Origin of the sequence: Bradyrhizobium murdochi (assembly GCF_000472965.1) — a bacterium.
In the GTDB taxonomy this organism is placed as follows: domain Bacteria; phylum Pseudomonadota; class Alphaproteobacteria; order Rhizobiales; family Xanthobacteraceae; genus Bradyrhizobium; species Bradyrhizobium murdochi.
This window is the reverse complement of the sequence record NZ_AXAU01000020.1, coordinates 26,244-48,635: the sequence shown is the minus strand read 5'-3', so window position 1 is coordinate 48,635 and position 22,392 is coordinate 26,244. Positions and strand designations below refer to the sequence as shown.

Genomic DNA, 22,392 nt, shown 5'->3' with positions numbered 1-22,392 from the left:
ATACAGCATGATCCAGAAAAGTGGGCATCGATTTTCCGAAAAGATCATGCTCAAACAAAGAGTCTACGCAAGGAGGATCGCATGAGTGACGTCATCGACCGCCCCATCCTCGCCGAGGAAGCCGCCGCGCAAAGCCGGCTGCGCATCATCGATTGCGACGTGCATCCGAGCATTCATGCGCATGCCGATATCGAGCAGTTCATGCCGAAGCGCTGGCAGGAGCACTTACGCACCTACGGCAGTCATCTGCGCACGCCCTATATCGGCACCACGCCCTATCCGCGTTCCTCGCCGCTGATCGCGCGCCGCGATGCCTGGCCGCCGACTGGCGGACCTCCGGGCTCTGATCTCGATTTCATGCGCAAGCAGCATCTCGATCCGCTCGATATCGAGTTCGGCATCTTGCAGGTGCTCGATCTCTTCATCTTCTCGCAGCAGAACCTGGAATTCGGCGCCGCGATCCAGCGCGCCATCAACGACTGGCAACTCGCCTTCTGGTCCGATCGCGAGCCGCGGCTGAAGGCTTCGATCCTCGCCGGCCAGGACGACACAGAGTTCGCGATCGCCGAGATCGAGCGCTGCGCCAAGATCGGCCGCTATGTGCAGATCAACGTCTGCCCGCGCGCCAACGAGCCGCTCGGCCGCCGCCGCTACTGGCCGATCTATGCCCGCGCGCAGGAGCTCGGCCTGCCGCTCGGCATTCATGTCGGCGGCTATGGCGGGCATGCGCCGACCGGCGGCGGCTGGCCGTCGTATTACGTCGAGGAGCACCAGTCGAACGCGCACACCATGGCTGCGCAGCTTACGAGCCTCGTGCTCGAAGGCGTGCCAGAGCGCTTCCCGAACTTGAAGATCGTCTTCATCGAAGGCGGCTTCGGCTGGATTCCATCTGCCACCTGGCGCATGGACCGGCACTTTGAGGCGTTCCGCAGCGAGGTGCCGCACCTCAAGCGCCGTCCGTCCGAATATGTGAAGGAGCATTTCTGGTTTACGACGCAGCCCATCGACGAGCCGGACGAAGCAAAACATCTGCGCTCGCTGATCGAATGGGTCGGCGCCGATCGCCTGCTGTTCTCGTCGGACTACCCGCACTGGGATTTCGACGATCCGCGCTATGCGTTCAAGACGCCGCTGACCGAAACCGAGCGCCGGAAAATCTTCAACGGCAACGCGCGCGCCCTCTACAAGCTCTAAGTAACGACAGGATCACATGGCCCGCCACATCGTCGCCCGCACGTCCGATATCCCGCCCGGCGGCAACAAGGTGTTCGGCATCGAGGGCCGCGACATCGTCGTATTCCACGTCAATGGCGAGTTCTTCGCGCTGCTCAACCGCTGCCCGCACGAGGGCGCGCCGCTGGAAAAGGCCGCCTGCGTGGCGCGGCTGACCTCACCGGAGCCCGGCGTGTATGAGCGCTCCCGCGTCGGCGAGCTCTTGCGCTGCCCGTGGCACGGCTGGGAATTCGACATGCGCAACGGCCAGTCCTGGTTCGATCCGAAACGGGTGAAGGTGCGCTCCTATCCGGTCGCGGTCGAAAGCGGCGAAGAACTGCAGAAGGGGCCTTACGTGGCCGAGACGTTTCCGGTCCGCGTCGAGGACAATTACGTGATTGTAGAGGTGTAGCCGATTGCGCTGCATCTTGAGCCGACCGCGGCGCGACATGCCGGCCTGCACCTTTGGCTCGACTCCTTTCGAGGGAGGTGGGATATGACCCATTACATCTCGTGCCGGTCGCCCTTTAAGGTTCTTGCTTGGCTTGTTGGATTGCTGTGTCTGTCGGCGGCGGGATCTGACATCGCGCATGCCTGCGCGTGCGATACAATCTCGCCTGCCCAGGGCTTCGCACGCACTCAATACGTTTTCACCGGCAGGGTGATGGAAGTGAAGGATCATACCTGGACCGTCGACGTGGATCGAGTTTGGAAGGGCGCCGACAAACTGGCCGCCCGCATCAGGCTGCTCGACGTCTACAAGGACATGGATTGCGAATTTTACTTCGAGCCGGGCCGCGCCTACCTCTTCTTCGCGATCAGGGCGAAGAGCAGTCGCTATGTGTACTATCAACCCGAGGTGTGCAACTGGACCAGCGCATTGCGCTCGAAGCGCGTCGCTGGCCCGCACGGCGCGCTCTGGCTTGAAGATTTGATCGTGGAGAATTATGGACCTGGCGAGCCTCCGAGAGGCGAGGATCCATGGAAGCGCCTGCCGGAGCACGACCGCGACGATCGCGATTGACCGAGACCTCACCGGTCAAGGAGGTGACCTCAGTCGGAGAGCGCGCTGAGATCACCTGATGATATGAACCGATATGTGATCAACTGCAGACCTGAACGGGTCGTAGCCGCCAGCCATGTTTGGTGTGCACACGGTGCCTCACCACATAGCAGCCGTCGCCGTAGTAGGCGTAGGGATCGTAGGCGTAATCATAATAGCTGTACGGGTAGAAGCCGTAGCCGAACCCGGGAGCGTACACGAAACGGCGTCCGTAACCGCCATGGAATCCGCGGCCGAAGCCGCCATGATGGAATCCACCGGCGAAACCGCCGCCGTGAAAACCACCGTCATGGAAGCCGCCAAAGCCACCACCGTGGAAGCCGCCACCGCCGATGCTGCCGCCGTGAAAGCCGCGGCCACCAAAGCCGCCGCCACCAAAGCCGCCGCCACCAAAGCCGCCGCCATGGCCTCCACCTCCGCCGCCACGCGCCAGCGCCATTGTCGGTGAAGCCAGGCCGACCGATGCAACGGCCAACAACGCGATTATCATCTTCCGCAACATAACCATTCTCCGTTTGAGCAAGAGCGCTCCCAACCACGCAGGTGGCGATGATTGCGAGGAATCACCATTCGTTTGCAGTGATCCGACCTTCAACTCCCCGGGAGCCTGACTAAATTCCGATTCATTAAGCGCGTGGCGCAAGCATCGAAACTCAACGGCTCGTTGCGGTGAGCCCATCGACCATCGCGCGCACGATCGCCGCGATCTCCTCGCGCAATGCTTCGACCGGCACCGCGATCAGCTTCTGCTCGAGGCCGAGCAGCACCATGCCATGCACGGCCGAAAAAAGACTGCGTGCGGTCACGCCGAGTTCGTCCGCCGTGCGCTTCGGAAAGAGTTCTGCTAGCGGGCGATAGATATGGCGGAATAGATTCATCTGTTCGCTGATCGCCCATTCCGGCACCGGCTTGCCCGGCGCCATCCGATGCTCGAACAGCGCGCGCCACAGTTCGAGATTCTCGGCGGCGAAATCGCAATAGGCGACCGCAATGCGGACCAGCGTCTCGCGAGGGGAGGGCGGCCCTTCGGCTTCGGCAGCCGTGAGCGTGGCGTCGAGCCGCGCCAGCGTGCGCGACCCGACCCGCAGGATCAGTTCGTCCACATCTTCGACGAGATTGTAGACCGCACCGTTGGCGATGCTGATGTCCCGCGCCAGATCGCGCGTTTTCAGACCCGCCAGCCCCCCTGCGGCAATCCGTCGCTCCGCCGCTTCGATCAGGGATTCTCGAAGTTTGGCTCGCCTTTCCAATGCCTTAGACATCTTTTCCAATCTTGAGCAATGCTCAAAATATTTCTTGAGCAATGCTCACGGTGCTGCTACAATCTTTTCATGAGCAATGCTCATAACACAGGGAGCTACCAATGTTCAAAACTGTTTTGACGCTTTTCCGGGGCAGCGTGGCTGCCGCGGGAGAAGAACTGGAAGACCGCGCGGCGCTGCTCATTCTCGATCAGCAGATGCGTGACGCCGCCGCGGCTGTCGAACGTTCCAAGCGCTCGCTGGCGCTGGCGATCGCGGGCGACCAGCAGGAGGGTCGCCGTCTCGACGCCACCAACGCTCGCATCGCCGATCTCGAAGTCCGCGCCACCGCCGCGCTCGACGGCGGAAGGGAAGATCTCGCCCGCGAAGCGGCGCAGGCAATCGCCAATCTCGAGGCCGACCGCGACGCCGCGATGACCGCGCGGACCCTGTTTGCGTCTGAAATCACGCGCATGAAGCGCCAGGTCGCCAACGCCGAGGCGCGGATCACCGAACTTGATCGCGGCCGTCGCATTGCCCGCGCGTCAGAAGCAGTTCGCGCGCTGCGCCGGGGTGGGGTCGAGGCGGCGCGGCCTTATGAATCCACGCTGCCGGAAGCGGAGAACACGCTCAAGCGGCTGCGCGACCGGCAGATCGAGGCCCAGGCCGCCGCCGATGCCTTGATCGAACTCGATGCCGCCGGCGGTCCGCTGGCGACCGCCGAAAAGCTCGCCGAACAGGGCTTTGGGCCACGCCTGAAATCAACCGCGGACGACGTGCTCGCGCGGTTGAACGCCAAACGCACGCAAGCTGCCTGAAACTGAACCCGATCGATTAAAACCCATATCAACAGGAGATTGTCATGAACCAGAACGTCCAACCCCACAGCGGTGCCTGGGTTACCTTCACCTACATTTCGTTTGCCGCCTCGGCCTTCATGGTCGCTGTCGGCGTGTTCTTCCTGCCGCTTGATCTCTGGATCAAGGGCTATCTCGCAATGGGCATTGTGATGCTGGTGCAGTCCTGCGTCACCCTGACCAAGACCGTGCGCGACATGCACGAGAGCGGCAAGCTGGTGAACCGCATTGAGGACGCAAAGGCCGAGCGGCTACTAATGGAAGTTTCCAAAGCCGCGTAACCTGTGGCGTGGTGCTGGCGAGGGCTGACGGCGGATGTTTCGGCATCCGCCGTTCGCTCGTCCGCCTTCGCTCTCACCAGAAGCGGCAACTCGCTACCAGGCAAAGCAAACTGAAAGGGAATGTCCGTGCCTGCTCCTGAAAATGATGACGGCCGTGCGCATCCGACTTCGCTGCGAAGAGCGCTCGTGTTCGTGTTGCTGGGTCCCGTCCTCGGAGTGCTCATAGCCTTTTCAGTGGTGACCATTGCGATCCGGGATATGCCGCCGACCTTTACGGCGTCCCGATAGCGTTTGTGTTCAGTCTGGTTGTATGTGCGATCACCGGCCCCTTTGACGGAGTTCTGGCTTGGGTTGTGCCTATCTCCTTGAGGGCGCCTTTGACCGCGATCGTCGGAGCGGCCGTTGCCGTCGGTCTCGTCCTTTTCCTGGCAGCCCAACTACTGGGAGGCCAGATGACGCCGCCGCTGCACACGCTGATTCCGATCGCAGTCATCGGGGCGCTCAATACAGGTGCGTGCTCGCTGCTCGCGCACCGTCGCAGCCGGACGACCTGACCCCGCAACGTCAGCCGTTCCCCATCATGGATCATTTAATACGGCGGCTAAATGCATCGTTTACCCTGCAGCAACCTAAGACTGCATAACTCATAGGTCATTAACTGGCGCGAGCGCAGAAATCCCAAGCGGGCGAAGTCGCACAAATGGAATTCAGGCATCGTACCGTGTGGCGTGGTACTGGCGAAAGCAGGCGGCGGATGCTGCGGTATCCGCCGTTTGCATATCATGCTGGGCGTTCGAAGCGTTCAACACATCGTTTACCTTGCCGCAGCCGCAACGCGCCGCAATCATGGGTCCTTAACGGGCGGGGCGCACAAGTCCGGCCCCGGTGCAGGCGGATCGCATGGCGTCTTTCTGGAGCGATAACTCGGCGATACGTCGCGGCCTGATGCAGGTCGGGTCCACCGCCGGCCGGCTGCGCGGTTACGCCGCCTTCTGGCTGAAGGCGCTGCGCCAGCCCACCATCGATCTCACCCTGCGCACCCATACCGGGCTGGTCACGCGAATCGTCGAAGCCCCCGGCCTGTCGCTTTCCGAAGCTGAACTCGACGAGTTGGTCTCGCAACTGCGCGTCGTGGCGGCCAAGACACTGCCGAAGGAGAGCCTAACCTACGGCATCTTCTCCGGCGAGCGCGAACGGCTGTCGCGCGCCATCGTCACGCTGATCTCAGAGGAAGCAACGGGCCGGCCGATTGCCTTCAACGCGCTGTCGGTCATGAAGGTGGAACTCGACGGCGAGCCGGTGGAGGTCACGCATCTCGGCCTCGTCATGGTCGATCCCGATGAGCGTGGGCAAGGGCTCTCCTGGGTGCTGTATGGCCTGACGGCGCTCGTTCTGTTTGCCCGTGACGGCCTGCGTCCGAAATGGATCTCGAATGTCACCCAGGTGCCGTCGGTGGTTGGCATGGTCAGCCAGACTTTTTCGGATGTCTTTCCGTCGCCCCATCCGGATTCGCGCCAGAGCTTTGCGCACCTGCAACTGGCGCGCGGCATCATGTCCCGTCATCGCGCCGTGTTCGGCGTGGGCGAGGAAGCCGGGTTTGATGAGGCGCGCTTTGTCATCACCAATGCCTATACCGGCGGGTCGGACGCGCTGAAGAAAACATTCGAAGCGGCGCCTAAGCATCGCGACGAACAATATAACGCCTGGTGCGCGCGCGAGCTCGATTACGCCAGGGGCGACGATGTCCTGCAGCTCGGCCGCATCGATCTCGCTGGCGCCCGCCGCTACGTCCAGCGGGATGTGCCGGCCGGTTCATTGCCGGCGCTGCTCGCAGCCTCCGCCGTGCTGGCGTTGCAGCGGCTGATATTGCCCGCGGTTTACTGGCTCGACGATACACGTCCGTTCGGCAGCTTGCGGCCGTGGCGAGGGAATGGCCGATGACACCAGGTGAAATGACATCTGGCATGATCGCCGATTCCATCGTCAATCTCTGCGGCGCGATCGGGCTTGGCGTCGCCATGATCACGCTGTACCGGCGCGATCCCAAGGGCCCGCTGACACGGCGTCTTCTGGTCGCGCTCGGTATTATCGCGCTGCTGTTCCTGGTGCGTGGCATCGCGTGGTGGAGCGGCAGCACGGTGCTCAACAACCTGTCGGCAATTCCGGCCGCGATGATCCCGCTCGGCGCATTGCTGGTCACCGAAGGTATCCTGCGGCGTCATGCCCCGCGCCCGGCCAAGATCGCGCTTCTCGGCGGCGGTATCGCGCTCGGTCTCGCCGGCGCTGCCGGGTTGGAAACCCTCGCAATGCCCACCGCCATCCTGCTCGCGTTGTTTCAGCTTGGCGGCTTCGCCATCTGCGCCTGGTTGCTGGCGATGCGCGACCGCGCCACGTTGATGGTATCGGAGAATCGCATCGTTGGCCGTCTCGCGGTCGGCGCCATCCTTGTCATTCCCTTCATCATCACCGATTTCAGGGTGCTGTTTCCGGATATTCCGGTCAGGCTCGGGGCATTGGGAGCATTGCTCGTCGTTACCGCGATATTGATCGCTGAACGCGGCGCAGAGACGCAGCGTCAGGCGTTGATGATGACGGCGTTGCGGCTGTCGAGTTCGGCGCTTCTCGGTTTTGCCGCGGCGTTTGTCGCACCGGACGCCGATGCGGCGCAGGTCATGCGATTTTGCGCGATTGCGATCGCGGGCGTTCTCACCATCGGGTTGATGGTGGACGCGCTGCGCGCCCACTTCGAATCCCAAGTGCCCGGTGTTCTCAACTCCGTCGCGGCCTCGCCAGCCAGAACGCGCGACGCGCTGATCGCGGAACTCGCGCGTCATCCGATCTTCGAGAGCGCCCGGCGTTATCGGGAAGGCGAACTTGCGGCCTACGATCCTGCGCTGCTGCGTGATTTCCTATCGAACCGGCGGGTGCTGCGCCGCCCCGACGCGCCATGGGGGCTTGTTGCAGCCGATCCCGCCGTCGAGCGCGTCATGTCACTGATGAAGGCGAACAGCGCGACGCACCTCATCGTCCTGTCGCACGATCCGCTCGACGTCATTGCGCTGGCGGTTCCCGTCATCTCGGCCGATCCGGCTACCGAAACCGCGCTCGCTTTGGTGCGGCGCCTGCTGTCGCTGACGCCGGAAACAGTCTGACGTTCGGTCACGCAATTTTTGTCTTACGATTTTTCGCGCCCGACCTACGAAATGGGTTTTGACTGTGATAAGACCGCGCCCCGTAGCGGTTCATGACAGGGCAGGATGATGTCGAAGCAAGCGATGCGTGAAGAGGCAGAGCGGCTGATCCGCGAGACGATGGAAAAGAAGGCCCTCGTCATCAAGCAGGGCAACACCAGGATCGAGGCGGTCTGCGGCAAATGCGGCGCACCGAACCGCGTCCAGGCCGAGAAGGGCGCGACCCGCGTCAAATACGTCTGCAAGCAATGCGGCGACAAGCAGGTAACGCTGTAGCGCTCGGTTTGTAGGGTGGGCAAAGGAGCAAAGCGACGCGCCCACCATTTTAATGCCGCGCTCGCGAGGGTGGGCACGCTCCGCTTTGCCCACCCTACGATTCCACCGTCCGGCTACTCCCCCTTCACAAATCTGGCGAACGCCTCCGCATAATCCGGATGCCAACGCGACAGTGCGGGGCGGTTCTCCACGATGTCGCCGATCGCCCACAGCATGCGCCGCTCGTCGAGTTGCCGCGGTACGTCGTTGTCCGGACAGAGGATGTAGAAGTCGCTGGCGTCGATGCGTTCGATCATGAAATCGATCGTTTGCTCCGGCGTCCAGGCGCCGGGCGGCTTCTCGGTACGGCCCCGCGCGGTCAGGGGAGTGAAGACGTGGCCGGGGAGCATCAGATGCGCGCTGATCTTGCAGCCTGGCAGGTTCCGCAGTTCGTGCTGCAGCGCTTCTGTCTGCGCTTTCACGCCGGCCTTCGAGACGTTGTAGGCGGGATTGCCGGGCGGCGTCGTGATGCCTTGCTTGGAGCCGGTGTTGATCACGAGACCGGGCCGTCCGCGTTCGACCATGTGAGGCACGAAAACTTGCGTGCCGTGAATGACGCCCCACAGGTTCACCGCGAGAATGCGCTGCCAGTTCTCCAGCGGGCCAAAACTGTTACTGTCCGGGCCAATGCCGGCATTGTTCATCAGAATGTCGGTGCCGCCGAACCGCTTTTGCACAGCGGCTTCGAGGCCCGCAACCTCATCGAAACGGCTGACGTCGACCGGTGCCGTCATGATGTCGGCCGCGCCGCCTTTGGCGACGGCTGCCAGTCTGGCCGCGGCCTCGGCGAGGCGCTCGGCGCCGATGTCGGCGATGCACACCTTCATGCCGAAGCCGGCGAAACGCATCGCGGCGGCGAGCCCGATGCCGGAGGCGCCTCCCGTGATCACGGCAACATGATTTGGCGACATCGCAGGATGGGGCATCGTCATTCTCCGGACAGATGAGCTATGTACTCGCAGGCGGACGCCTAGACTACCATGTACGAATGGGTATGGGAGGTTTTCGCATCGGCCGCTTTCCGCGATCATCCGGCAGCATTACGGTTTCATGCCACGGCTATTGATGAGCAAACATAGCGGCATAAAATTCCAACCGACTTCAAGGGAGAGTAAACATGGCTGTGACGCAGGCAATTCCGATCACGCGCCATCCTTACGCGGATGGTTCCTACAAGAGGATGCTGATCGACGGCCAGTGGGTCGACGCCGCCTCCGGCAAACAGTTCGAGACCCACAATCCGGCGACCGGCGAATTGCTCGCGACCGTCGCCGAAGGTGACGCGGAGGACATCAACCGCGCCGTGGCGGCGGCCCGCCGCGCCTTCGAGGGACCGTGGAGCAAGGTCAGGCCGTATGAGCGGCAAGGCCTGCTGCTGAAGCTCGCCGATCTCGTCGAGAAGCATTTCGAGGAGCTGTCGCAGCTCGACACGATGGACATGGGCGCGCCGATCAGCCGCACCCGTGGCAACAAGCTGCGCGTGCTCGGCATGCTCCGCTATTACGCCGGGCAGGCGACGGCGCTGCACGGCGAGACCATCGAGAACTCGTTGCCCGGCGATATCTTCTCTTACACGTTGAAGGAGCCGGTCGGCGTGGTCGGAGCGATCATCCCCTGGAACGGCCCGCTCGCTGCGACCGTCTGGAAGATCGGTCCTGCGATCGCAACCGGCTGCACCGTCGTGTTGAAGCCCGCCGAGGAAGCGCCGCTGACCTCGCTGCGGCTCGCCGAGCTCTGCATGGAAGCCGGCGTCCCGCCTGGCGTCGTCAACGTCGTGCCCGGCTATGGCGAGACCGCCGGCGCGGCGCTGGCGTCGCATCCCGATGTCGACAAGGTCGCCTTCACCGGCTCGCACGTCACGGGGCAATCGATCATCCGCGCCTCCGCCGGCAACCTCAAGCGCGTGTCGCTCGAACTCGGTGGCAAGTCGCCCGACATCGTGTTCGCCGATGCCGATCTCGACGCAGCGGTGCCGGGCGCCGCGATGGCGGTGTTTGCCAATTCCGGGCAGATCTGCAGCGCGGGTACGCGGCTGTTCGTCGAAGAGAACGTCTATGACGAATTCGTCGGCCGCGTCGCCGAATTCGGCAAGAAGCTGCAGGTCGGCAACGGCCTCGATCCGGGCACGCAGATCGGGCCGTTGGTCTCGCAGCAGCAGATGGACCGCGTCGCCGGTTACCTCGACATCGGCCAGAAGGAAGGCGCTAAAGCAGTGGCCGGCGGCGGCCGTCTGACCGAAGGCGCGCTCTCGAAGGGCTTTTTCGTGCAGCCAACCGTGTTCGCCAACGTGCAGGACAATATGCGGATTGCGCAGGAGGAAATCTTCGGCCCCGTGATCTCGGCGATCTCCTTCAAGGATACCGACGAGCTGGTCAAGCGCGCCAATGCCACCACCTTCGGCTTGGGCAGCGGCGTCTGGACCACCAATGTCAGCAAGGCGCACCAGGTCGCGAAGGCGCTGCGCGCCGGTTCGGTCTGGGTGAACTGCTATCAGGCGATGGACCCGGCCGTGCCGTTCGGCGGCTACAAGATGAGCGGCTATGGCCGCGAGTCCGGCAAGCAGCACGTCGAGGAATATCTCAACGTCAAAGCGGTCTGGATCAAGACGGCCTAGCGCCGCGTAGGGATTGCGCTCCCTCTCCCGCTTGCGGGGGAGGGCTGGGGTGGGGGCTCTCTCCGCAAGTCATAATGTGGAGAGAGCCCCCACCCGGATCGCATTATTCAATGCGATCCGACCTCCCCCGCAAGCGGGAGAGGTGAAGAGAGTCCGCGGCGACTTCGAGCCATCACTTTCTTATTTGTCGGCTGGCCACTCTTCGAGGCCGTCCGGTCTCCTTGAGCAGCGCCTCGAGCTCCTGGCGCGTGGCGCTGGCGGCATTGCGTTCGATCTTGCCGGGGCCGATGCGCCCCGTCGCGTCGATGTCGATACGGACGCTGCGCGAAGGAGCGGCTTGCCGTTCGGTTTTTGCATGGAAGATGTGCTCGCTCGCGTCGAGGCTACACGTTGCGACCGAAATCTTTTACGACCAAGCTGAACCGGTTACATATCGGTATCAACACAGGGTTCTGGAAGAGACATGAATTATCCATCGTTGTTTTCGCCGCTCAAGGTCGGCCCCTACAGGCTCAATCATCGTCTCGCGTTGGCGCCCCTGACGCGGATGCGAGCGGCGAAGCCGAGCCTCGCGCCGCGGCCGCTGAATGCGGAATATTATGCGCAGCGCGCGACGCCGGGCGGATTGCTCATCGCCGAAGCCTCGCCCGTGATGGCGACGGGCTTCGGCAGCCCCGGCGTTCCCGGCATCTATACGGAAGCGCAGATCGAAGGCTGGCGCGAGGTGGTCGATGCGGTACACGCCAAGGGCGGAATCATTTTCCTGCAGCTCTGGCATGTCGGGCGTGTCTCGCATTCCTCCTTCCAGCCGGGCGGCGTGTTGCCGGTCGCGCCATCGGCGGTGCCGATCGCCGACCTGAAGACGGGCACGGCAGACGGCAAGGCGGTGCCTTACGAGACGCCGCGCGCGCTTGAGACGTCGGAAATTCCGGGCGTGATCGACGCCTATCGTCAGGCCGCGAAGAACGCGCTTGCCGCCGGCTTCGACGGCGTCGAGGTGCACGGCGCCAACGGCTATCTGATCGAGCAGTTCTTGCAGTCGCACACCAACCTGCGCACCGATCAGTATGGGGGCTCGATTCCGAACCGCGTGCGCTTCCTGATGGAGGTGACCAGGGCCGTGGTCGAGGTCTGGGGAGCCGACCGCGTCGGCGTGCGGTTGTCGCCCTATGGCGTCGCCAACGGCAGCGGCGAGCCGGACCCGATGCCGCTTTACACGTATGCCGTCGAACAGCTCAGTCCGCTTGGCCTCGCCTACCTGCATTTCATCGAGCCGCGCTCCTCCGGCGCCGGCCGCGCCGAGGTCAACCACCAGAACGTGCCGTCTGCGATGGTGCTGTTCCGCCCGATTTGGAAGGGTGTGCTGATCACGGCCGGCGGCTTCACCGGCGAGACCGCCGATGCGGCGGTCAGGGATGGCCATGCTGACGCGGTCGCTTTCGGCCGCATCTTCATTTCGAATCCGGACCTGCCGCGCAGGCTGCAGCGCGGCTTCCCGCTGACGCCCTATAATCGCGCGACGTTCTACGGCGGCGATGTGACGGGCTATACGGACTATCCGGAGCACAACGAGCTGGAGCAGGCGTGAAGCTCCTGCCGCTGTCGCGAGCAAAGCTAATAGGGCCTGTCATTCCGGGGCGATGCAAAGCATCGAACCCGGAATCTCGAGATTCCGGGTCTGGTGCTAACGCACCATCCCGGAATGACGTCGTATCCATCGGCCCTTCACAATGACGAGAGATGAAGGCGAGGGCCGGAGCATGTTTCCTGAGCTGGAAGAGCAGAAAAAAACCAAGGCCGTCTCCCTCGGCAAACCCGCCGCGGGCCAATGCCTGTGCGGCAAGGTCGCCTTCGAGATCGACGTGCCGGCGCGCTGGGCCTGGCACGATCATTCGCCGGCCAGTCGCCGCGCGCATGGCGCGGCCTACGCGACCTATGTCGGAAGCTGGCGCAAGCGTTTTCGCATTACCAAGGGCAAGGCCAGTCTCACACGGTACGAAGACGAGGCTACCAAGACGGTACGCAGTTTTTGCTCCAATTGCGGCACGCCTGTCGTCTATGAGCGTCCGCGCTCGCCGCACATGGTCAACATCCCCCGAGCGCTGTTCTCCGGCCGCACCGGCCGCCAGCCGCTCTATCACATCGCGATCGAGGAATTGCAGGAGTGGGCCTATACCGGTGAACCGCTGGTGCCGCTGAAGGGATATCCCGGCGTGGTCTGGCAGCGCTCGAAAAAGAAGAAGCGCGCGGATCGTGAAGGGATGGTCTAGAGCGTGGACCCACTACGCGCAGCCAGCCATAGCCGGATGGATGCGAGCTGGACGAAGGCGATAAGGGGACTTGAATCACGGCAAGACAGTCCGGCTCAATGTGGCCCGCCAAGGAGCGGGTCGGACGCTATGCACCCGAAAGCGGACCTATTATGCTCACACTGAGCTTTGTCGTTCTTGACCCCAAAGCAGACATCACTGACGTAAGCGGATGTCGTCTACTGACCCGAACGGCACGACTTACTTGGCCGCGCCTTCATCCCAAATCGTCGAGGTCTTCCGGCTCAAGCTTGAGGGCGGCCGCAAGCACATTATCTTCCAGATGATCGATGGATCGAGTGCCCGGGATAGGCAGCATAACAGGTGATTTAGCGAGCAACCACGCGAGGGACAGGGCAGCGTGCGTGAGGCCGCGACGCGAGGCGACTTCCTTTATCCTCTGTGCCCTTAGGCCACGCTTTCCGCCCAAAGGGTACCATGGCAGAAAAGCAATTCCGAGACGCTCGCAGGCGGCGAGTACATCTTCGCTAATTTGGTTTCGTAGATTGTACTCGTTCTGAACCGACACGATTGGTGTGATGGAGCGCGCGACCTTGAGCTGGGCAACCGTGACGTTCGAGACGCCTATATGGCGAATTTTGCCCAAGCGCTGCATATCCGCCAGTGCTCCAACCGATTCTGTGAATGGCACATTGGGGTCAGGCGCATGTAATTGGTACAAATCGATGCGATCCAGCCGCAAGCGCTGCAAACTGCCTTCAATCGCCCGCCGCAAATGGTCGGGGCGACCGTCCGGGACCCAAGATCCGCGGTTTGGTCTCACCAACCCGCCTTTCGTGGCAATAACCAAACCCGACGGGTAGGGATACAGCGCCTGCGATATCAATAACTCATTCGCCTCGGGGCCATAACTATCCGCAGTGTCAATAAGATTAACGCCAAGCTCGACCGCTCGATGCAGAACCCGATTGACGTGCTGTCGATCCCTTGGTCGTCCCCAGGCATAATCCCCGCACAGACGCATCGCGCCGAAACCCAATCGGTTAACCTTCAGGTCGCCGAGTTCAATCGTTCCAGCAAGCTCTGCACCTTTGTGGGATGACTGTTTCACCCGCAACTCCGTCCTGTAATAGCCGCAACGACTAGGCCCTGCATTCTCGGAAAAATCGTCTTTACCGGTGGTGTCGCGCGCAAACTCTTTCGGGCGACGTTGATCGTCAAGCGAGAGACAAGCATAAGTGGGGAGCTTTGGGTGGTCTTTACGGGCGCAGGAGCTGCATCTACACTGGCCGAAATTGCAATTTCTGGCGTGCCTTGCCCCAACGCAGAGCGGGTAGTCCGCTTCTTGCCCGTTTGAGACATGCCAGCAGCCGCCCGGCATGTCTGCTCACCGGGGGAGAAAGGAAGTGACCGGCGAGCGCTCAAAACGACGCTAATGACCCATCTCCGACATCACGCTCCGGCCCCGAGCCACGCGCATGCCCTGAGTTCGCCCTAGGCGATTCGATCGTCACAGCCGTCCTACAAAGTGCTAGGCTGCTTAGGACGTATTTCCAACTATCTTGAGGCTGGACGAGTCACCTGCGGAATAGTCCGCCCACCACACCCCCCACAACGCCGTGCACCGCGCCGCCGATCGCGCCGATTGGACCGCCGACACCACGCGAACGGCGAGTATGGCTCCCAGCGCGACGACGGTCTTGACGGCCAGATTTGCTAGCCTCTGCCGCGGCGTCCGTTAGTACCCTGTGCTGGGCGGCGTTGAGGAAGCCAGTGGTAGGGTAGCCGTGCTCCTCCTGCCAGCGCGCGATGACGGCGCGAGTCGATTCGTCGAACTTCCCATTGACCTTGGTCTTGAACCCGAGCTTGGTTAGCCCACGTTGCACTCCACGACGCTTTGCCTTGGTGAGGCCGATCTGTTCCTCGGTCTCCTGAGTCGCTTCGTCGGTAGCTATTGTCGTTTCGGCGGGTGCCAACGTTTCGCGAGGCGTGCTGCTCAGACCAGCCTTAGCAAAGTGCGCGCTGTCGACGATCGCTAGGATACACAATGCTAGGATCAAGGCGCGCATGACCTTTCCTTCGCCCCCAAGTCTGCCGATGGTTCGGTCTAGAAAGTAAAGATACACCGCGCCGTCCTGAACTATCAACGTCCGACGGCGCCACTCCGCTTTGTCGCGGGGGTAACTGTTGCCCGCGGCACACGGTTCCCTAGCCTCGCGCCGATTGTTACGCCGCATTGCACGCGGGGGGCACGGGATCGGCGCATCGCCCTTGGAGCTTAGAGACGTCTAGAGCAAGCGCCGCCGAGGTCAGCTTCTGGCCCTGGCTGTGTGAAAACGCCGTGCGGCTGTTATGATTCTCCCGTGATTCTAGGGGGATCGATGAGGCGCTTCGTTGAGGAGGCCGATCGTGGGCAATGGACGCTACTGCCCGAGTGCCTCGATGATTTCATTGACGAGAGCAACCCCGTCCGCGTGATCGACGTGTTTGGCGGTGCGCTCGATTTGGCGGAGATGAGCTTTGAAGGAGTGAAGCCGGCGGCGACTGGTCGGCCCTCGTACCATCCCTCGGTTCTGCTTAAGCTTTACATTTACGGCTACCTGAACCGGGTGCAGTCGAGCCGCCGGCTAGAGCGAGAAGCCGGACGCAATGTCGAGGTGATGTGGCTGCTGGGCCGGCTCACTCCCGATCACAAGACGATCGCGAACTTCCGGAAGGATAACGGCTTGGCGCTTCGCAAGGTCTGTGCGCGCTTCGTCGAACTCTGCCGCGAAATGGGGTTTCTTTCGACGGCGAGCGTCGCCATCGATGGCAGCAAGTTCAAGGCCGTGAACAATCGGGACAGGAACTTCACAAAGGCGAAGGTGCAACGGCGGCGTGCTCAGCTTGAGGAGAGCGTCGTTCGCTATCTGAGCCAGCTTGACACGGCCGATCGACAGGAGCCGAGCGAGGCGCTGGCCGCAAAGGTAACAAGGCTCACGGAGAAGCTGACGAAGCTGAAGGAGGAAATGGGCAGCTTGCGGTTTACGAGAAGCAGATGCTGGATTCGCCGGACCAGCAAATCTCCCTGACCGATCCGGACAGCCGCTCGATGGCAACGAGCGGCCGGGGCTCCGGCGTTGTCGGCTACAACGTGCAGGTCGCCGTGGACACCGAGCATCATCTGATTGTGGCGCACGAGGTGACAAATAGCGGCTCAGATCGGGCACAACCTGCCAATATGGGCAAGCAGGCGAAAGCCGTTCTCAAGACTGAGACGCTCGACGCTGTAGCCGATCGTGGCTACTTCAACAGCCCGGAGATCCTCGCGTGCCACGAAGCTGGCATCACGGTAATCCTACCCAAGCCGCTGACCTCGGGCGCCAAGTCGGACGGGCGCTTCGGTAAGCAGGACTTTGCCTATTTGCCAGGAGAAGACGCCTATCGCTGTCCGGCTGGGGAGCTACTGCCCTATCGCTATACAAATGAAGAAGACGGAAAAATGCTGCGGCGGTACTGGACCACAGCCTGTCAAAATTGTTCGCTCAAATCGCAGTGCACGACCGGGCCAGAGCGAAGGATTGCGCGATGGGAGCACGAGCATCTGCTCGAAGCTGTGCAGCAGCGGCTTGATGCAAATCCAGAAGCCATGCGCTTGCGTCGGGAGACGGTCGAACATCCATTCGGCACGATAAGGCGCGGATGGGGGCGACGCACTTCCTCACAAAAACGCTTCCAAAAGTAACCGCCGAGATGGCGCTCTCGGTTCTGGCCTACAATCTGACACGGGTCATGAACACCATCGGAACTAAGCGCCTAATCGCTGCAATCGAAGCCTGAGACTTCCTCTGCGCCTGGCTTTCAGAATTGACCTCCCGTAAGACCGTTTTTACACGGCCAAGACCCAAAGCTGCTAAGCAGCGTTGACTGCGGCGGGCATTCGCCTGGACTTCAATTTCGGATCGCATCAATCGCTGATCTTCTGCACGGGCAAATATGTTGTGGCCTGTGATCCTACCACCAGACGACCGCTGCCCTCTTGATCGACTCCTGACCTCTGGCTGCAAGCCTTATCTTGCTCATGGGGGCAATAAATTCGCAACCTCGGCAGTCCCATTTGGGTTCATCAAGATGGAATCGATGGTCTCTTCATACTTCGCCCATTCCTTGCCTGAGTTCTCGATGCTGATCTTCGGGATATCCAGATCCGTGTAGAGCCAGTCAGTGAGCTGACGATAATCGCGATAGAGCTCGATGAGCCCTTCAAGACCAGCCAAGCCATGCCTAACGGCATACGGCGATGCCAGTTTCCAATTGACCTGATATGTCACCCATGCATCGCCCCGCTCAGCAGCAATCGTTCTAATAGCTCGGTCAACGTCATCTTGGTGAAAGTAGATCAGCAAGGGGCGTAGCGGCTTGATGGCAGCTACCACATCACGAACGTAGCCGCGAATCAGGACTATGTCGGCATCAAGCAGGAACAGTGCCGTTAGATTCCCATGGAAAAGTTGTCCATCGACAACCGTGATGCTCTCTGACATCGAGGCAGAAGTGGCGTAGGCACCCCAACGGGCGGCGGCTGACTTCGCCAGTTGCGTTGCCGGCATGTCCGCCCACGGCAGGTCCCAATCGAAACGGATCGGATGTGGGCTAATGCCCTCGGTAATGCCGAGGACGGAGACGCCGGATGTCTTCAATCGATCAGCAATTCGCAGCACGGTCGTCGACTTGCCGGACCCCATGATCCCTTCGACGATCACAATTCTGGGCCAGATGTTACAAATGAGCCGGGTCATGCAGAGCCGATGATGGCCTATCCCATGCGCTGCTACCAGCGAAACTTCTTCCGCTATTGACCCTTCGCGGACGAAGAAGATGGCACCCTCGGCAAGTGGTGTTGGTCGCGATCGCAGCTCGATGGCGGATCGGCGTTGGCGTAATCCGCCATGTCACGACGATTGTAGAAAAGTGGCGGATCACGCTTCGCTGATCCGCCCGACCGCCTGCCACCAAACGTGCAGAACTGGCGGTGACTTACCACCAGTTACATCACACCACGAGACAGCCATAGATACGTCGTGCCATCTCTGAGCCTCTCAATAGCTCGGCGGGCGACGAGGTGGTCGATGTCACTGGGTGTCAGACCGATATCCGTCAGCTCTCTGTCACTCAGGTTGTGCAAACTCTCGGCTTGGCGCCGTTTTCTGAACGCACGCCAATATCCCTGGAGCAAACTCAAGAAGCTCCGCGTCGATGCGACTGGTGGTCCAGCCGCTTCCTTTTCCGAGGAAGCGTCTCTCAGCGCTGCGATGGAGGCATCGGGGCACGCCTCGGCCAAAGCATTGCCCGGGGCGTCTTTCACCAAAGCGATGGCGAGGTCGAGGCGGAGCCCTGCGGCATCGCGCCCGGTCTCGGATGTGAGGTTCGTCTGTTGGGGTGACATCGGATGCTCCTGCTGTTGTGCCGGCAGGGAGCGTGACCAAACAAAAGGCCCCGTCCGATGCCGGCGGGGCCTGGTAAAAAGATCGCGTAGTCAAATTCCTAGCGCACGACTCCTTCCACGGCCCAGCGAGAGCGGGTTACGTTTTTACGGGTCCACGATGCGCACGACGTTTTGATCATGAAGCGTAGTTACCACGGAAATCGCGCAAAATCAAGGGGTGTGCCGGTGCTACTCGCATCCTAGAGGCGAGCTGACCTGACGTGAAGTCTGCCTTGGCTCTGAAATCGTCTGGTTGTTTGATACTTATCGAATGCAAGAAGTTGGCCATGTACCATGCCCGCTTCTGGCCCCTCTGCGACATCGGGCTATGTCCACTATTCCGCCGCTGTTGAGGGTTGAGGGACATCAGTCAGTCGCTTAATGAGTACACGGCCTAGGGCGGGATGAGGCCATGACGACGGACCATCTCGTGCTTCGGAGGCAAGCGGCCTGAGTGCTGCGAGCCGGGTCCCATTCTACTTTGCATGGGGTTGTTTTCGCGTTTTTGTGTTGGGGTCCCGCGGTGTACCACTGCCGCGCCGCACGGCGTCCGGGATACGGAAAATGCCTGTGCAGAGCAGCCATGACCGCGCTCCATTGCTTACACGCGTCAAGTTTGGTCATCTGCGTCCGCCCCGCACGTCAACGAACCTGCGGGCGGGAGGGACTATGAAAAACAAGATCACCGGCCGTTCGGCATTCCTGGCGCTGCTGAAGGACGAGGGCGTTACGCATCTGTTCGGCAATCCCGGCACCACCGAACTGCCGATCATGCACGCGCTGAAGGACCATCCCGACCTCACCTATGTGATGGCGATGCAGGAAAGCCTGGTCGTCGCGATGGCCGACGGCTTCAGCCGCGCCTCCGGCAAGCTCGTCGCCTGCAACGTCCATGTTGCGCCCGGTCTCGGCAACGCGATGGGCTCGCTCTACAACGCCAGCTTCACCGGCACGCCGCTGATCCTGACCGCCGGCCAGCAGGAGCAGGGCCACGGCCTGACGGAGCCGGTGCTCTATGGTCCGCTGGTGCAGATGGCTGCGCCCTTGGTCAAATGGGCGGTGGAGGTGGCGCGGCTGGAGGACCTGCCGCGGATCGTGCGCCGCGCCGCCAAGATCGCGACCACGCCGCCGACGGGGCCGGTGTTCATCTCGCTGCCGGGCGACATCCTCAATTCCGAGGCCGGGATCGAGCTCGGCCGCTCGACCCGCGTCGATACGCGCGTCAAACCGTCGGAAGAATCGTTGCAGGCGCTCACCGCGCGGATTCTCAAGGCGGAGCGGCCGGTGATCATTGTCGGCGACGAGATCGTGAAAAGCGATGCGTTGCAGGAGGCCGCTCAACTCGCGGAAACGCTGGGTTGCCCGGCCTACCAGTCGTCGACGCCCTATGGCGCCCAATTCCTGTCGGAAAGCCCGTGCTTCATGGGTGCGCTGGCGCGCATCCAGAAGATCGCCCGTGACGCGCTGTCGCCGTACGATCTCATCATCGCGCTCGGCGGCGATCCCTTGCGGATGTCGGTCTACAGCGAAGTCGATCCGTTGCCGGACGGGCTATCGATCGTGCAGATCGGTCTTGTCGATCAAGACCTCGCCAGGAATTACGGCGCGGAAATTGCGCTCAAGGCCGATGTGCGGGAAACCTTGCGCGCTTTGGTGCCGGCACTCAAGGCCGCCGGCGGCAGCGCGCTCCAGGCGCGCGCGAGCCAAGGATTGGACGCACTCGCCTCGAAGAACTGGACGGCGCGGCGCAAGCCACTGGTCGAGCAGATTTCGAAACATGCCGAGACTTCGCCGATCGATCCGGACTGGCTGGCGCTGCAGGTGGTCGAGGCGATGCCTGACAACGCCATCCTGGTCGACGAGGGATTGACCTCGGCGCGGCAGATCATCGCGCTGCGCCCGCACCGCGACCGCTACGGCTATCATGCGCTCGCCTCCGGCGGCATCGGCTGGGGATTGCCGGCGTCCGTGGGCGTCAGCCTCGCCCATCCGCAGCGGCCAGTGGTCTGTTATTCCGGCGACGGCAGCGCGATGTACTCGATCCAGTCGCTGTGGACGGCCGCAAACCACAAGCTGCCGCTGACGTTCGTCATCGTCAACAATGGCGGCTACCGCATCATCAAGCAGCGGCTGCTCGCCTTCCACGGCGACGATCATTACGTCGGCATGGATTTTGTGGATCCCCCGGTGGATTTTGCCGGCGTGGCGAAATCGCTTGGTCTGGAGGCGACGAAGGTGACCGATCCCAGCCAGTTGAAGTCGGTATTGTCGTCGGCCTTCAGCCGCCCCGGCGCGAAGCTGATCGAGGTGGTCGTGAGTAACGCGGTGAATTGAGCCGTCATTGTGAAATCGTAGGGTGGGCAAAGCGCAGCGTGCCCACCATTCAGAAGCGCGATGTGAATAGATGGTGGGCACGGCGCGAAGTGCGCCTTTGCCCACCCTACGAGTTACTCCGCTTTCGTCTGCATGTGCGGACGATACCGGCTCGCCGGATGCTGCTCCGACAGCCGCGCGCGGCCTGTGCCGAACAGCTTCTCTCGCAGCGTCCCGTTCGCGTACTCGCTCTTGTACCGTCCTCGCCTTGTCAGTTCAGGTACCAGCATGTCGGCGATATCCTCGAAATCGCCGGGCGAGGTGGCAAACGCGACGTTGAGGCCGTCGACGTCGGTCTGCTCGAACCAGGCCTCGATATCGTCGGCAACCTTCTCGGGCGTGCCGACCACGACCGGCCCCGCGCCGCCGATGCCGACATGCTCGACGACTTCGCGCACGGTCCAGACCCGGTCGGGATCGGCGCGGGTGACGTTGTCGAGTGCGGTGCGGCCGGCGTCGTTCTGGACGTGGCGCACTTGCTGGTCGAGGTCGTAGCTCGAGAAATCGACCCCCATCCAGCCCGACATCAAGGCCAGCGCGCCCTCGGTCGCGATGTGCGCCCGATAGTCGGCGTATTTCGCTTTCGCCTCCGCCTCGGTGCGACCGAGAATGATGGTCATCATGGAGAACATCAAGATTTCAGCCGGATTGCGGCCGATCTCCTGCGCCAGCGCGCGGATCGCGGCAACCCGCGGCCCGATGATCTTCGCCGACGGGCCCGACATGAACACGCATTCGGCGTGTTGGGCCGCGAACTGCCGTCCACGCGGCGAGGTGCCGGCCTGGTACAGTACCGGCGTTCGCTGCGGTGACGGCTCGCTAAGATGGATGGCGTTGAGCCGGTAGTTACGGCCCTCGTGCTGAATGCGATGCACCTTGGAAGGATCGGCAAAAATCCCGCGCGCGCGGTCGCGCAGCACGGCGCCGTCTTCCCAGCTTCCTTCCCAGAGCTTGTACACCAGCTCCATATATTCGTCAGCGATGTCGTAGCGGTCGTCATGCGCGGTCTGCTTGTCCTTACCAGCGCCGCGGGCGGCGCTGTCGAGATAGCCGGTCACCACGTTCCAGCCGACGCGGCCCTCCGTGAGATGATCGAGCGTCGACATTCTCCGCGCAAACGGGTAGGGCGGCTCGAAGGAAAGATTGCTGGTGACGCCGAAGCCGAGATTCTGCGTCACCGCCGCCATCGCCGGGATCAGCATCAGCGGCTCGTTGGCCGGCGTCTGCGCAGAATTGCGCAGGGCAGCGTCCGGGCTGTTGCCGAAGACGTCATAGACGCCGAGCACGTCGGCGAGAAACAGCCCGTCGAACCGGCCGCGCTCCAGCGTCCTCGCCAGATCGAGCCAATAGGGCAGGCGGTTGTAGTCCAGCGTGCGGTCGCGCGGATGGGTCCAGAGCCCCGGCGATTGATGCGCAACGCAGTTCATGGCGAAGGCATTGAGCCGGATTTGTTTTGTCATGACGCGAACCTCGCAGCGCGCAGTTGCCTCGCGCATTTGCCCGGTTAAAGC

At 62.2% G+C, this 22,392-nt stretch carries 21 protein-coding genes and 1 pseudogene; 14 read left to right on the top strand and 8 right to left on the bottom strand.

What is annotated here, in order from left to right:
* Positions 1-81: 81 nt before the first annotated feature.
* The 3 genes from YUO_RS0129180 (at position 82) to YUO_RS0129170 (ending at position 2,236) form a co-directional block, all read left to right on the top strand.
* Entirely contained in the window at positions 82-1,194 is a 1,113-nt protein-coding gene (locus tag YUO_RS0129180) for an amidohydrolase family protein (RefSeq protein WP_028350445.1), read from the top strand.
* Between the two features lie 16 nt (positions 1,195-1,210).
* Entirely contained in the window at positions 1,211-1,624 is a 414-nt protein-coding gene (locus YUO_RS0129175; protein WP_028350444.1) for a Rieske (2Fe-2S) protein, read from the top strand.
* A 258-nt stretch (positions 1,625-1,882) separates the two neighbouring features.
* Complete coding sequence (locus YUO_RS0129170; protein WP_156908814.1) at positions 1,883-2,236, top strand: hypothetical protein; 354 nt, start codon at positions 1,883-1,885, stop codon at positions 2,234-2,236.
* Positions 2,237-2,315: 79 nt separating this feature from the next.
* Here the strand turns inward: YUO_RS0129170 and YUO_RS46575 are convergent, their stop codons facing one another.
* Positions 2,316-2,777 (bottom strand): hypothetical protein, encoded by a 462-nt coding sequence (locus YUO_RS46575; RefSeq protein WP_035727907.1) that lies wholly within the window; start codon positions 2,775-2,777, stop codon positions 2,316-2,318.
* A 151-nt stretch (positions 2,778-2,928) separates the two neighbouring features.
* Positions 2,929-3,537 carry a TetR/AcrR family transcriptional regulator gene (locus YUO_RS0129160; protein ID WP_028350441.1) on the bottom strand — a complete coding sequence of 203 codons (609 nt, stop codon included), beginning with the start codon at positions 3,535-3,537 and terminating at the stop codon, positions 2,929-2,931.
* Positions 3,538-3,638: 101 nt separating this feature from the next.
* Here YUO_RS0129160 and YUO_RS0129155 point away from each other — a divergent pair, with 101 nt between their 5' ends.
* The 6 genes from YUO_RS0129155 (at position 3,639) to YUO_RS0129130 (ending at position 8,121) form a co-directional block, all read left to right on the top strand.
* Positions 3,639-4,334 (top strand): PspA/IM30 family protein, encoded by a 696-nt coding sequence (locus tag YUO_RS0129155; RefSeq protein WP_028350440.1) that lies wholly within the window; start codon positions 3,639-3,641, stop codon positions 4,332-4,334.
* A gap of 44 nt (positions 4,335-4,378) precedes the next feature.
* A complete protein-coding gene (locus YUO_RS0129150) occupies positions 4,379-4,654 on the top strand; it encodes a YiaA/YiaB family inner membrane protein (protein ID WP_028350439.1) in 276 nt (91 codons plus the stop codon).
* 377 nt (positions 4,655-5,031) lie between these two features.
* Positions 5,032-5,208 (top strand): hypothetical protein, encoded by a 177-nt coding sequence (locus YUO_RS46570; RefSeq protein WP_156908813.1) that lies wholly within the window; start codon positions 5,032-5,034, stop codon positions 5,206-5,208.
* Between the two features lie 391 nt (positions 5,209-5,599).
* A complete protein-coding gene (locus tag YUO_RS0129140) occupies positions 5,600-6,595 on the top strand; it encodes a hypothetical protein (protein WP_028350438.1) in 996 nt (331 codons plus the stop codon).
* A gap of 11 nt (positions 6,596-6,606) precedes the next feature.
* The gene (locus tag YUO_RS0129135) at positions 6,607-7,806 is read left to right on the top strand and encodes a hypothetical protein (RefSeq protein ID WP_028350437.1); all 1,200 of its coding nucleotides are present in this window, start codon (positions 6,607-6,609) and stop codon (positions 7,804-7,806) included.
* Positions 7,807-7,914: 108 nt separating this feature from the next.
* On the top strand, positions 7,915-8,121 hold the full coding sequence (locus YUO_RS0129130; protein WP_028350436.1) for a hypothetical protein: 207 nt from the start codon (positions 7,915-7,917) through the stop codon (positions 8,119-8,121).
* Between the two features lie 113 nt (positions 8,122-8,234).
* Here the strand turns inward: YUO_RS0129130 and YUO_RS0129125 are convergent, their stop codons facing one another.
* Positions 8,235-9,086: an SDR family NAD(P)-dependent oxidoreductase gene (locus tag YUO_RS0129125; RefSeq protein WP_028350435.1), complete on the bottom strand. Its 852-nt coding sequence runs from the start codon at positions 9,084-9,086 to the stop codon at positions 8,235-8,237.
* 191 nt (positions 9,087-9,277) lie between these two features.
* On the opposite strand from YUO_RS0129125, the gene YUO_RS0129120 reads away from it, so the two are divergent.
* From YUO_RS0129120 to YUO_RS0129110, 3 genes are all read left to right on the top strand, one after another.
* Positions 9,278-10,774, top strand: a complete 1,497-nt coding sequence (locus YUO_RS0129120) for an aldehyde dehydrogenase family protein (protein WP_028350434.1) — start codon at positions 9,278-9,280, stop codon at positions 10,772-10,774.
* Positions 10,775-11,237: 463 nt separating this feature from the next.
* Positions 11,238-12,362 (top strand): alkene reductase, encoded by a 1,125-nt coding sequence (locus tag YUO_RS0129115; protein WP_028350433.1) that lies wholly within the window; start codon positions 11,238-11,240, stop codon positions 12,360-12,362.
* Positions 12,363-12,534: 172 nt separating this feature from the next.
* Positions 12,535-13,044: a GFA family protein gene (locus YUO_RS0129110; protein WP_028350432.1), complete on the top strand. Its 510-nt coding sequence runs from the start codon at positions 12,535-12,537 to the stop codon at positions 13,042-13,044.
* A 256-nt stretch (positions 13,045-13,300) separates the two neighbouring features.
* On the opposite strand, the gene YUO_RS0129105 is transcribed toward YUO_RS0129110, so the two are convergent.
* Complete coding sequence (locus YUO_RS0129105) at positions 13,301-14,155, bottom strand: aldo/keto reductase (protein WP_028350431.1); 855 nt, start codon at positions 14,153-14,155, stop codon at positions 13,301-13,303.
* A 466-nt stretch (positions 14,156-14,621) separates the two neighbouring features.
* Positions 14,622-15,113: a peptidoglycan-binding domain-containing protein gene (locus tag YUO_RS0129100; RefSeq protein ID WP_028350430.1), complete on the bottom strand. Its 492-nt coding sequence runs from the start codon at positions 15,111-15,113 to the stop codon at positions 14,622-14,624.
* Positions 15,114-15,425: 312 nt separating this feature from the next.
* On the opposite strand from YUO_RS0129100, the pseudogene YUO_RS42030 reads away from it, so the two are divergent.
* Positions 15,426-16,863 (top strand): annotated as a pseudogene (locus tag YUO_RS42030) (IS1182 family transposase).
* 239 nt (positions 16,864-17,102) lie between these two features.
* Here YUO_RS42030 and YUO_RS0129090 read toward each other — a convergent pair.
* Together YUO_RS0129090 and YUO_RS0129085 are read right to left on the bottom strand one after the other, a co-directional pair.
* A complete protein-coding gene (locus YUO_RS0129090) occupies positions 17,103-17,822 on the bottom strand; it encodes a P-loop NTPase family protein (protein WP_035727906.1) in 720 nt (239 codons plus the stop codon).
* 248 nt (positions 17,823-18,070) lie between these two features.
* Positions 18,071-18,469, bottom strand: a complete 399-nt coding sequence (locus YUO_RS0129085) for a DUF1127 domain-containing protein (RefSeq protein ID WP_028350428.1) — start codon at positions 18,467-18,469, stop codon at positions 18,071-18,073.
* A 708-nt stretch (positions 18,470-19,177) separates the two neighbouring features.
* Here YUO_RS0129085 and YUO_RS0129080 point away from each other — a divergent pair.
* The gene (locus YUO_RS0129080; protein ID WP_028350427.1) at positions 19,178-20,842 is read left to right on the top strand and encodes a thiamine pyrophosphate-binding protein; all 1,665 of its coding nucleotides are present in this window, start codon (positions 19,178-19,180) and stop codon (positions 20,840-20,842) included.
* Positions 20,843-20,955: 113 nt separating this feature from the next.
* On the opposite strand, the gene YUO_RS0129075 is transcribed toward YUO_RS0129080, so the two are convergent.
* Complete coding sequence (locus tag YUO_RS0129075; RefSeq protein ID WP_028350426.1) at positions 20,956-22,341, bottom strand: LLM class flavin-dependent oxidoreductase; 1,386 nt, start codon at positions 22,339-22,341, stop codon at positions 20,956-20,958.
* Positions 22,342-22,392: the final 51 nt, after the last annotated feature.

Excerpts from the sequence above, each read along its gene's own strand:
- YUO_RS0129180 (WP_028350445.1), top strand. The coding sequence starts at position 82 with ATGAGTGACGTCATCGACCGCCCCATCCTCGCCGAGGAAGCCGCCGCG.
- YUO_RS0129175 (WP_028350444.1), top strand. The coding sequence starts at position 1,211 with ATGGCCCGCCACATCGTCGCCCGCACGTCCGATATCCCGCCCGGCGGC.
- YUO_RS46575 (WP_035727907.1), bottom strand. The coding sequence starts at position 2,777 with ATGTTGCGGAAGATGATAATCGCGTTGTTGGCCGTTGCATCGGTCGGC.
- YUO_RS0129160 (WP_028350441.1), bottom strand. The coding sequence starts at position 3,537 with ATGTCTAAGGCATTGGAAAGGCGAGCCAAACTTCGAGAATCCCTGATC.
- YUO_RS0129155 (WP_028350440.1), top strand. The coding sequence starts at position 3,639 with ATGTTCAAAACTGTTTTGACGCTTTTCCGGGGCAGCGTGGCTGCCGCG.
- YUO_RS0129150 (WP_028350439.1), top strand. The coding sequence starts at position 4,379 with ATGAACCAGAACGTCCAACCCCACAGCGGTGCCTGGGTTACCTTCACC.
- YUO_RS0129140 (WP_028350438.1), top strand. The coding sequence starts at position 5,600 with ATGCAGGTCGGGTCCACCGCCGGCCGGCTGCGCGGTTACGCCGCCTTC.
- YUO_RS0129135 (WP_028350437.1), top strand. The coding sequence starts at position 6,607 with ATGACATCTGGCATGATCGCCGATTCCATCGTCAATCTCTGCGGCGCG.
- YUO_RS0129130 (WP_028350436.1), top strand. The coding sequence starts at position 7,915 with ATGTCGAAGCAAGCGATGCGTGAAGAGGCAGAGCGGCTGATCCGCGAG.
- YUO_RS0129125 (WP_028350435.1), bottom strand. The coding sequence starts at position 9,086 with ATGCCCCATCCTGCGATGTCGCCAAATCATGTTGCCGTGATCACGGGA.
- YUO_RS0129120 (WP_028350434.1), top strand. The coding sequence starts at position 9,278 with ATGGCTGTGACGCAGGCAATTCCGATCACGCGCCATCCTTACGCGGAT.
- YUO_RS0129115 (WP_028350433.1), top strand. The coding sequence starts at position 11,238 with ATGAATTATCCATCGTTGTTTTCGCCGCTCAAGGTCGGCCCCTACAGG.
- YUO_RS0129110 (WP_028350432.1), top strand. The coding sequence starts at position 12,535 with ATGTTTCCTGAGCTGGAAGAGCAGAAAAAAACCAAGGCCGTCTCCCTC.
- YUO_RS0129100 (WP_028350430.1), bottom strand. The coding sequence starts at position 15,113 with ATGCGCGCCTTGATCCTAGCATTGTGTATCCTAGCGATCGTCGACAGC.
- YUO_RS0129090 (WP_035727906.1), bottom strand. The coding sequence starts at position 17,822 with ATGACCCGGCTCATTTGTAACATCTGGCCCAGAATTGTGATCGTCGAA.
- YUO_RS0129085 (WP_028350428.1), bottom strand. The coding sequence starts at position 18,469 with ATGTCACCCCAACAGACGAACCTCACATCCGAGACCGGGCGCGATGCC.
- YUO_RS0129080 (WP_028350427.1), top strand. The coding sequence starts at position 19,178 with ATGAAAAACAAGATCACCGGCCGTTCGGCATTCCTGGCGCTGCTGAAG.
- YUO_RS0129075 (WP_028350426.1), bottom strand. The coding sequence starts at position 22,341 with ATGACAAAACAAATCCGGCTCAATGCCTTCGCCATGAACTGCGTTGCG.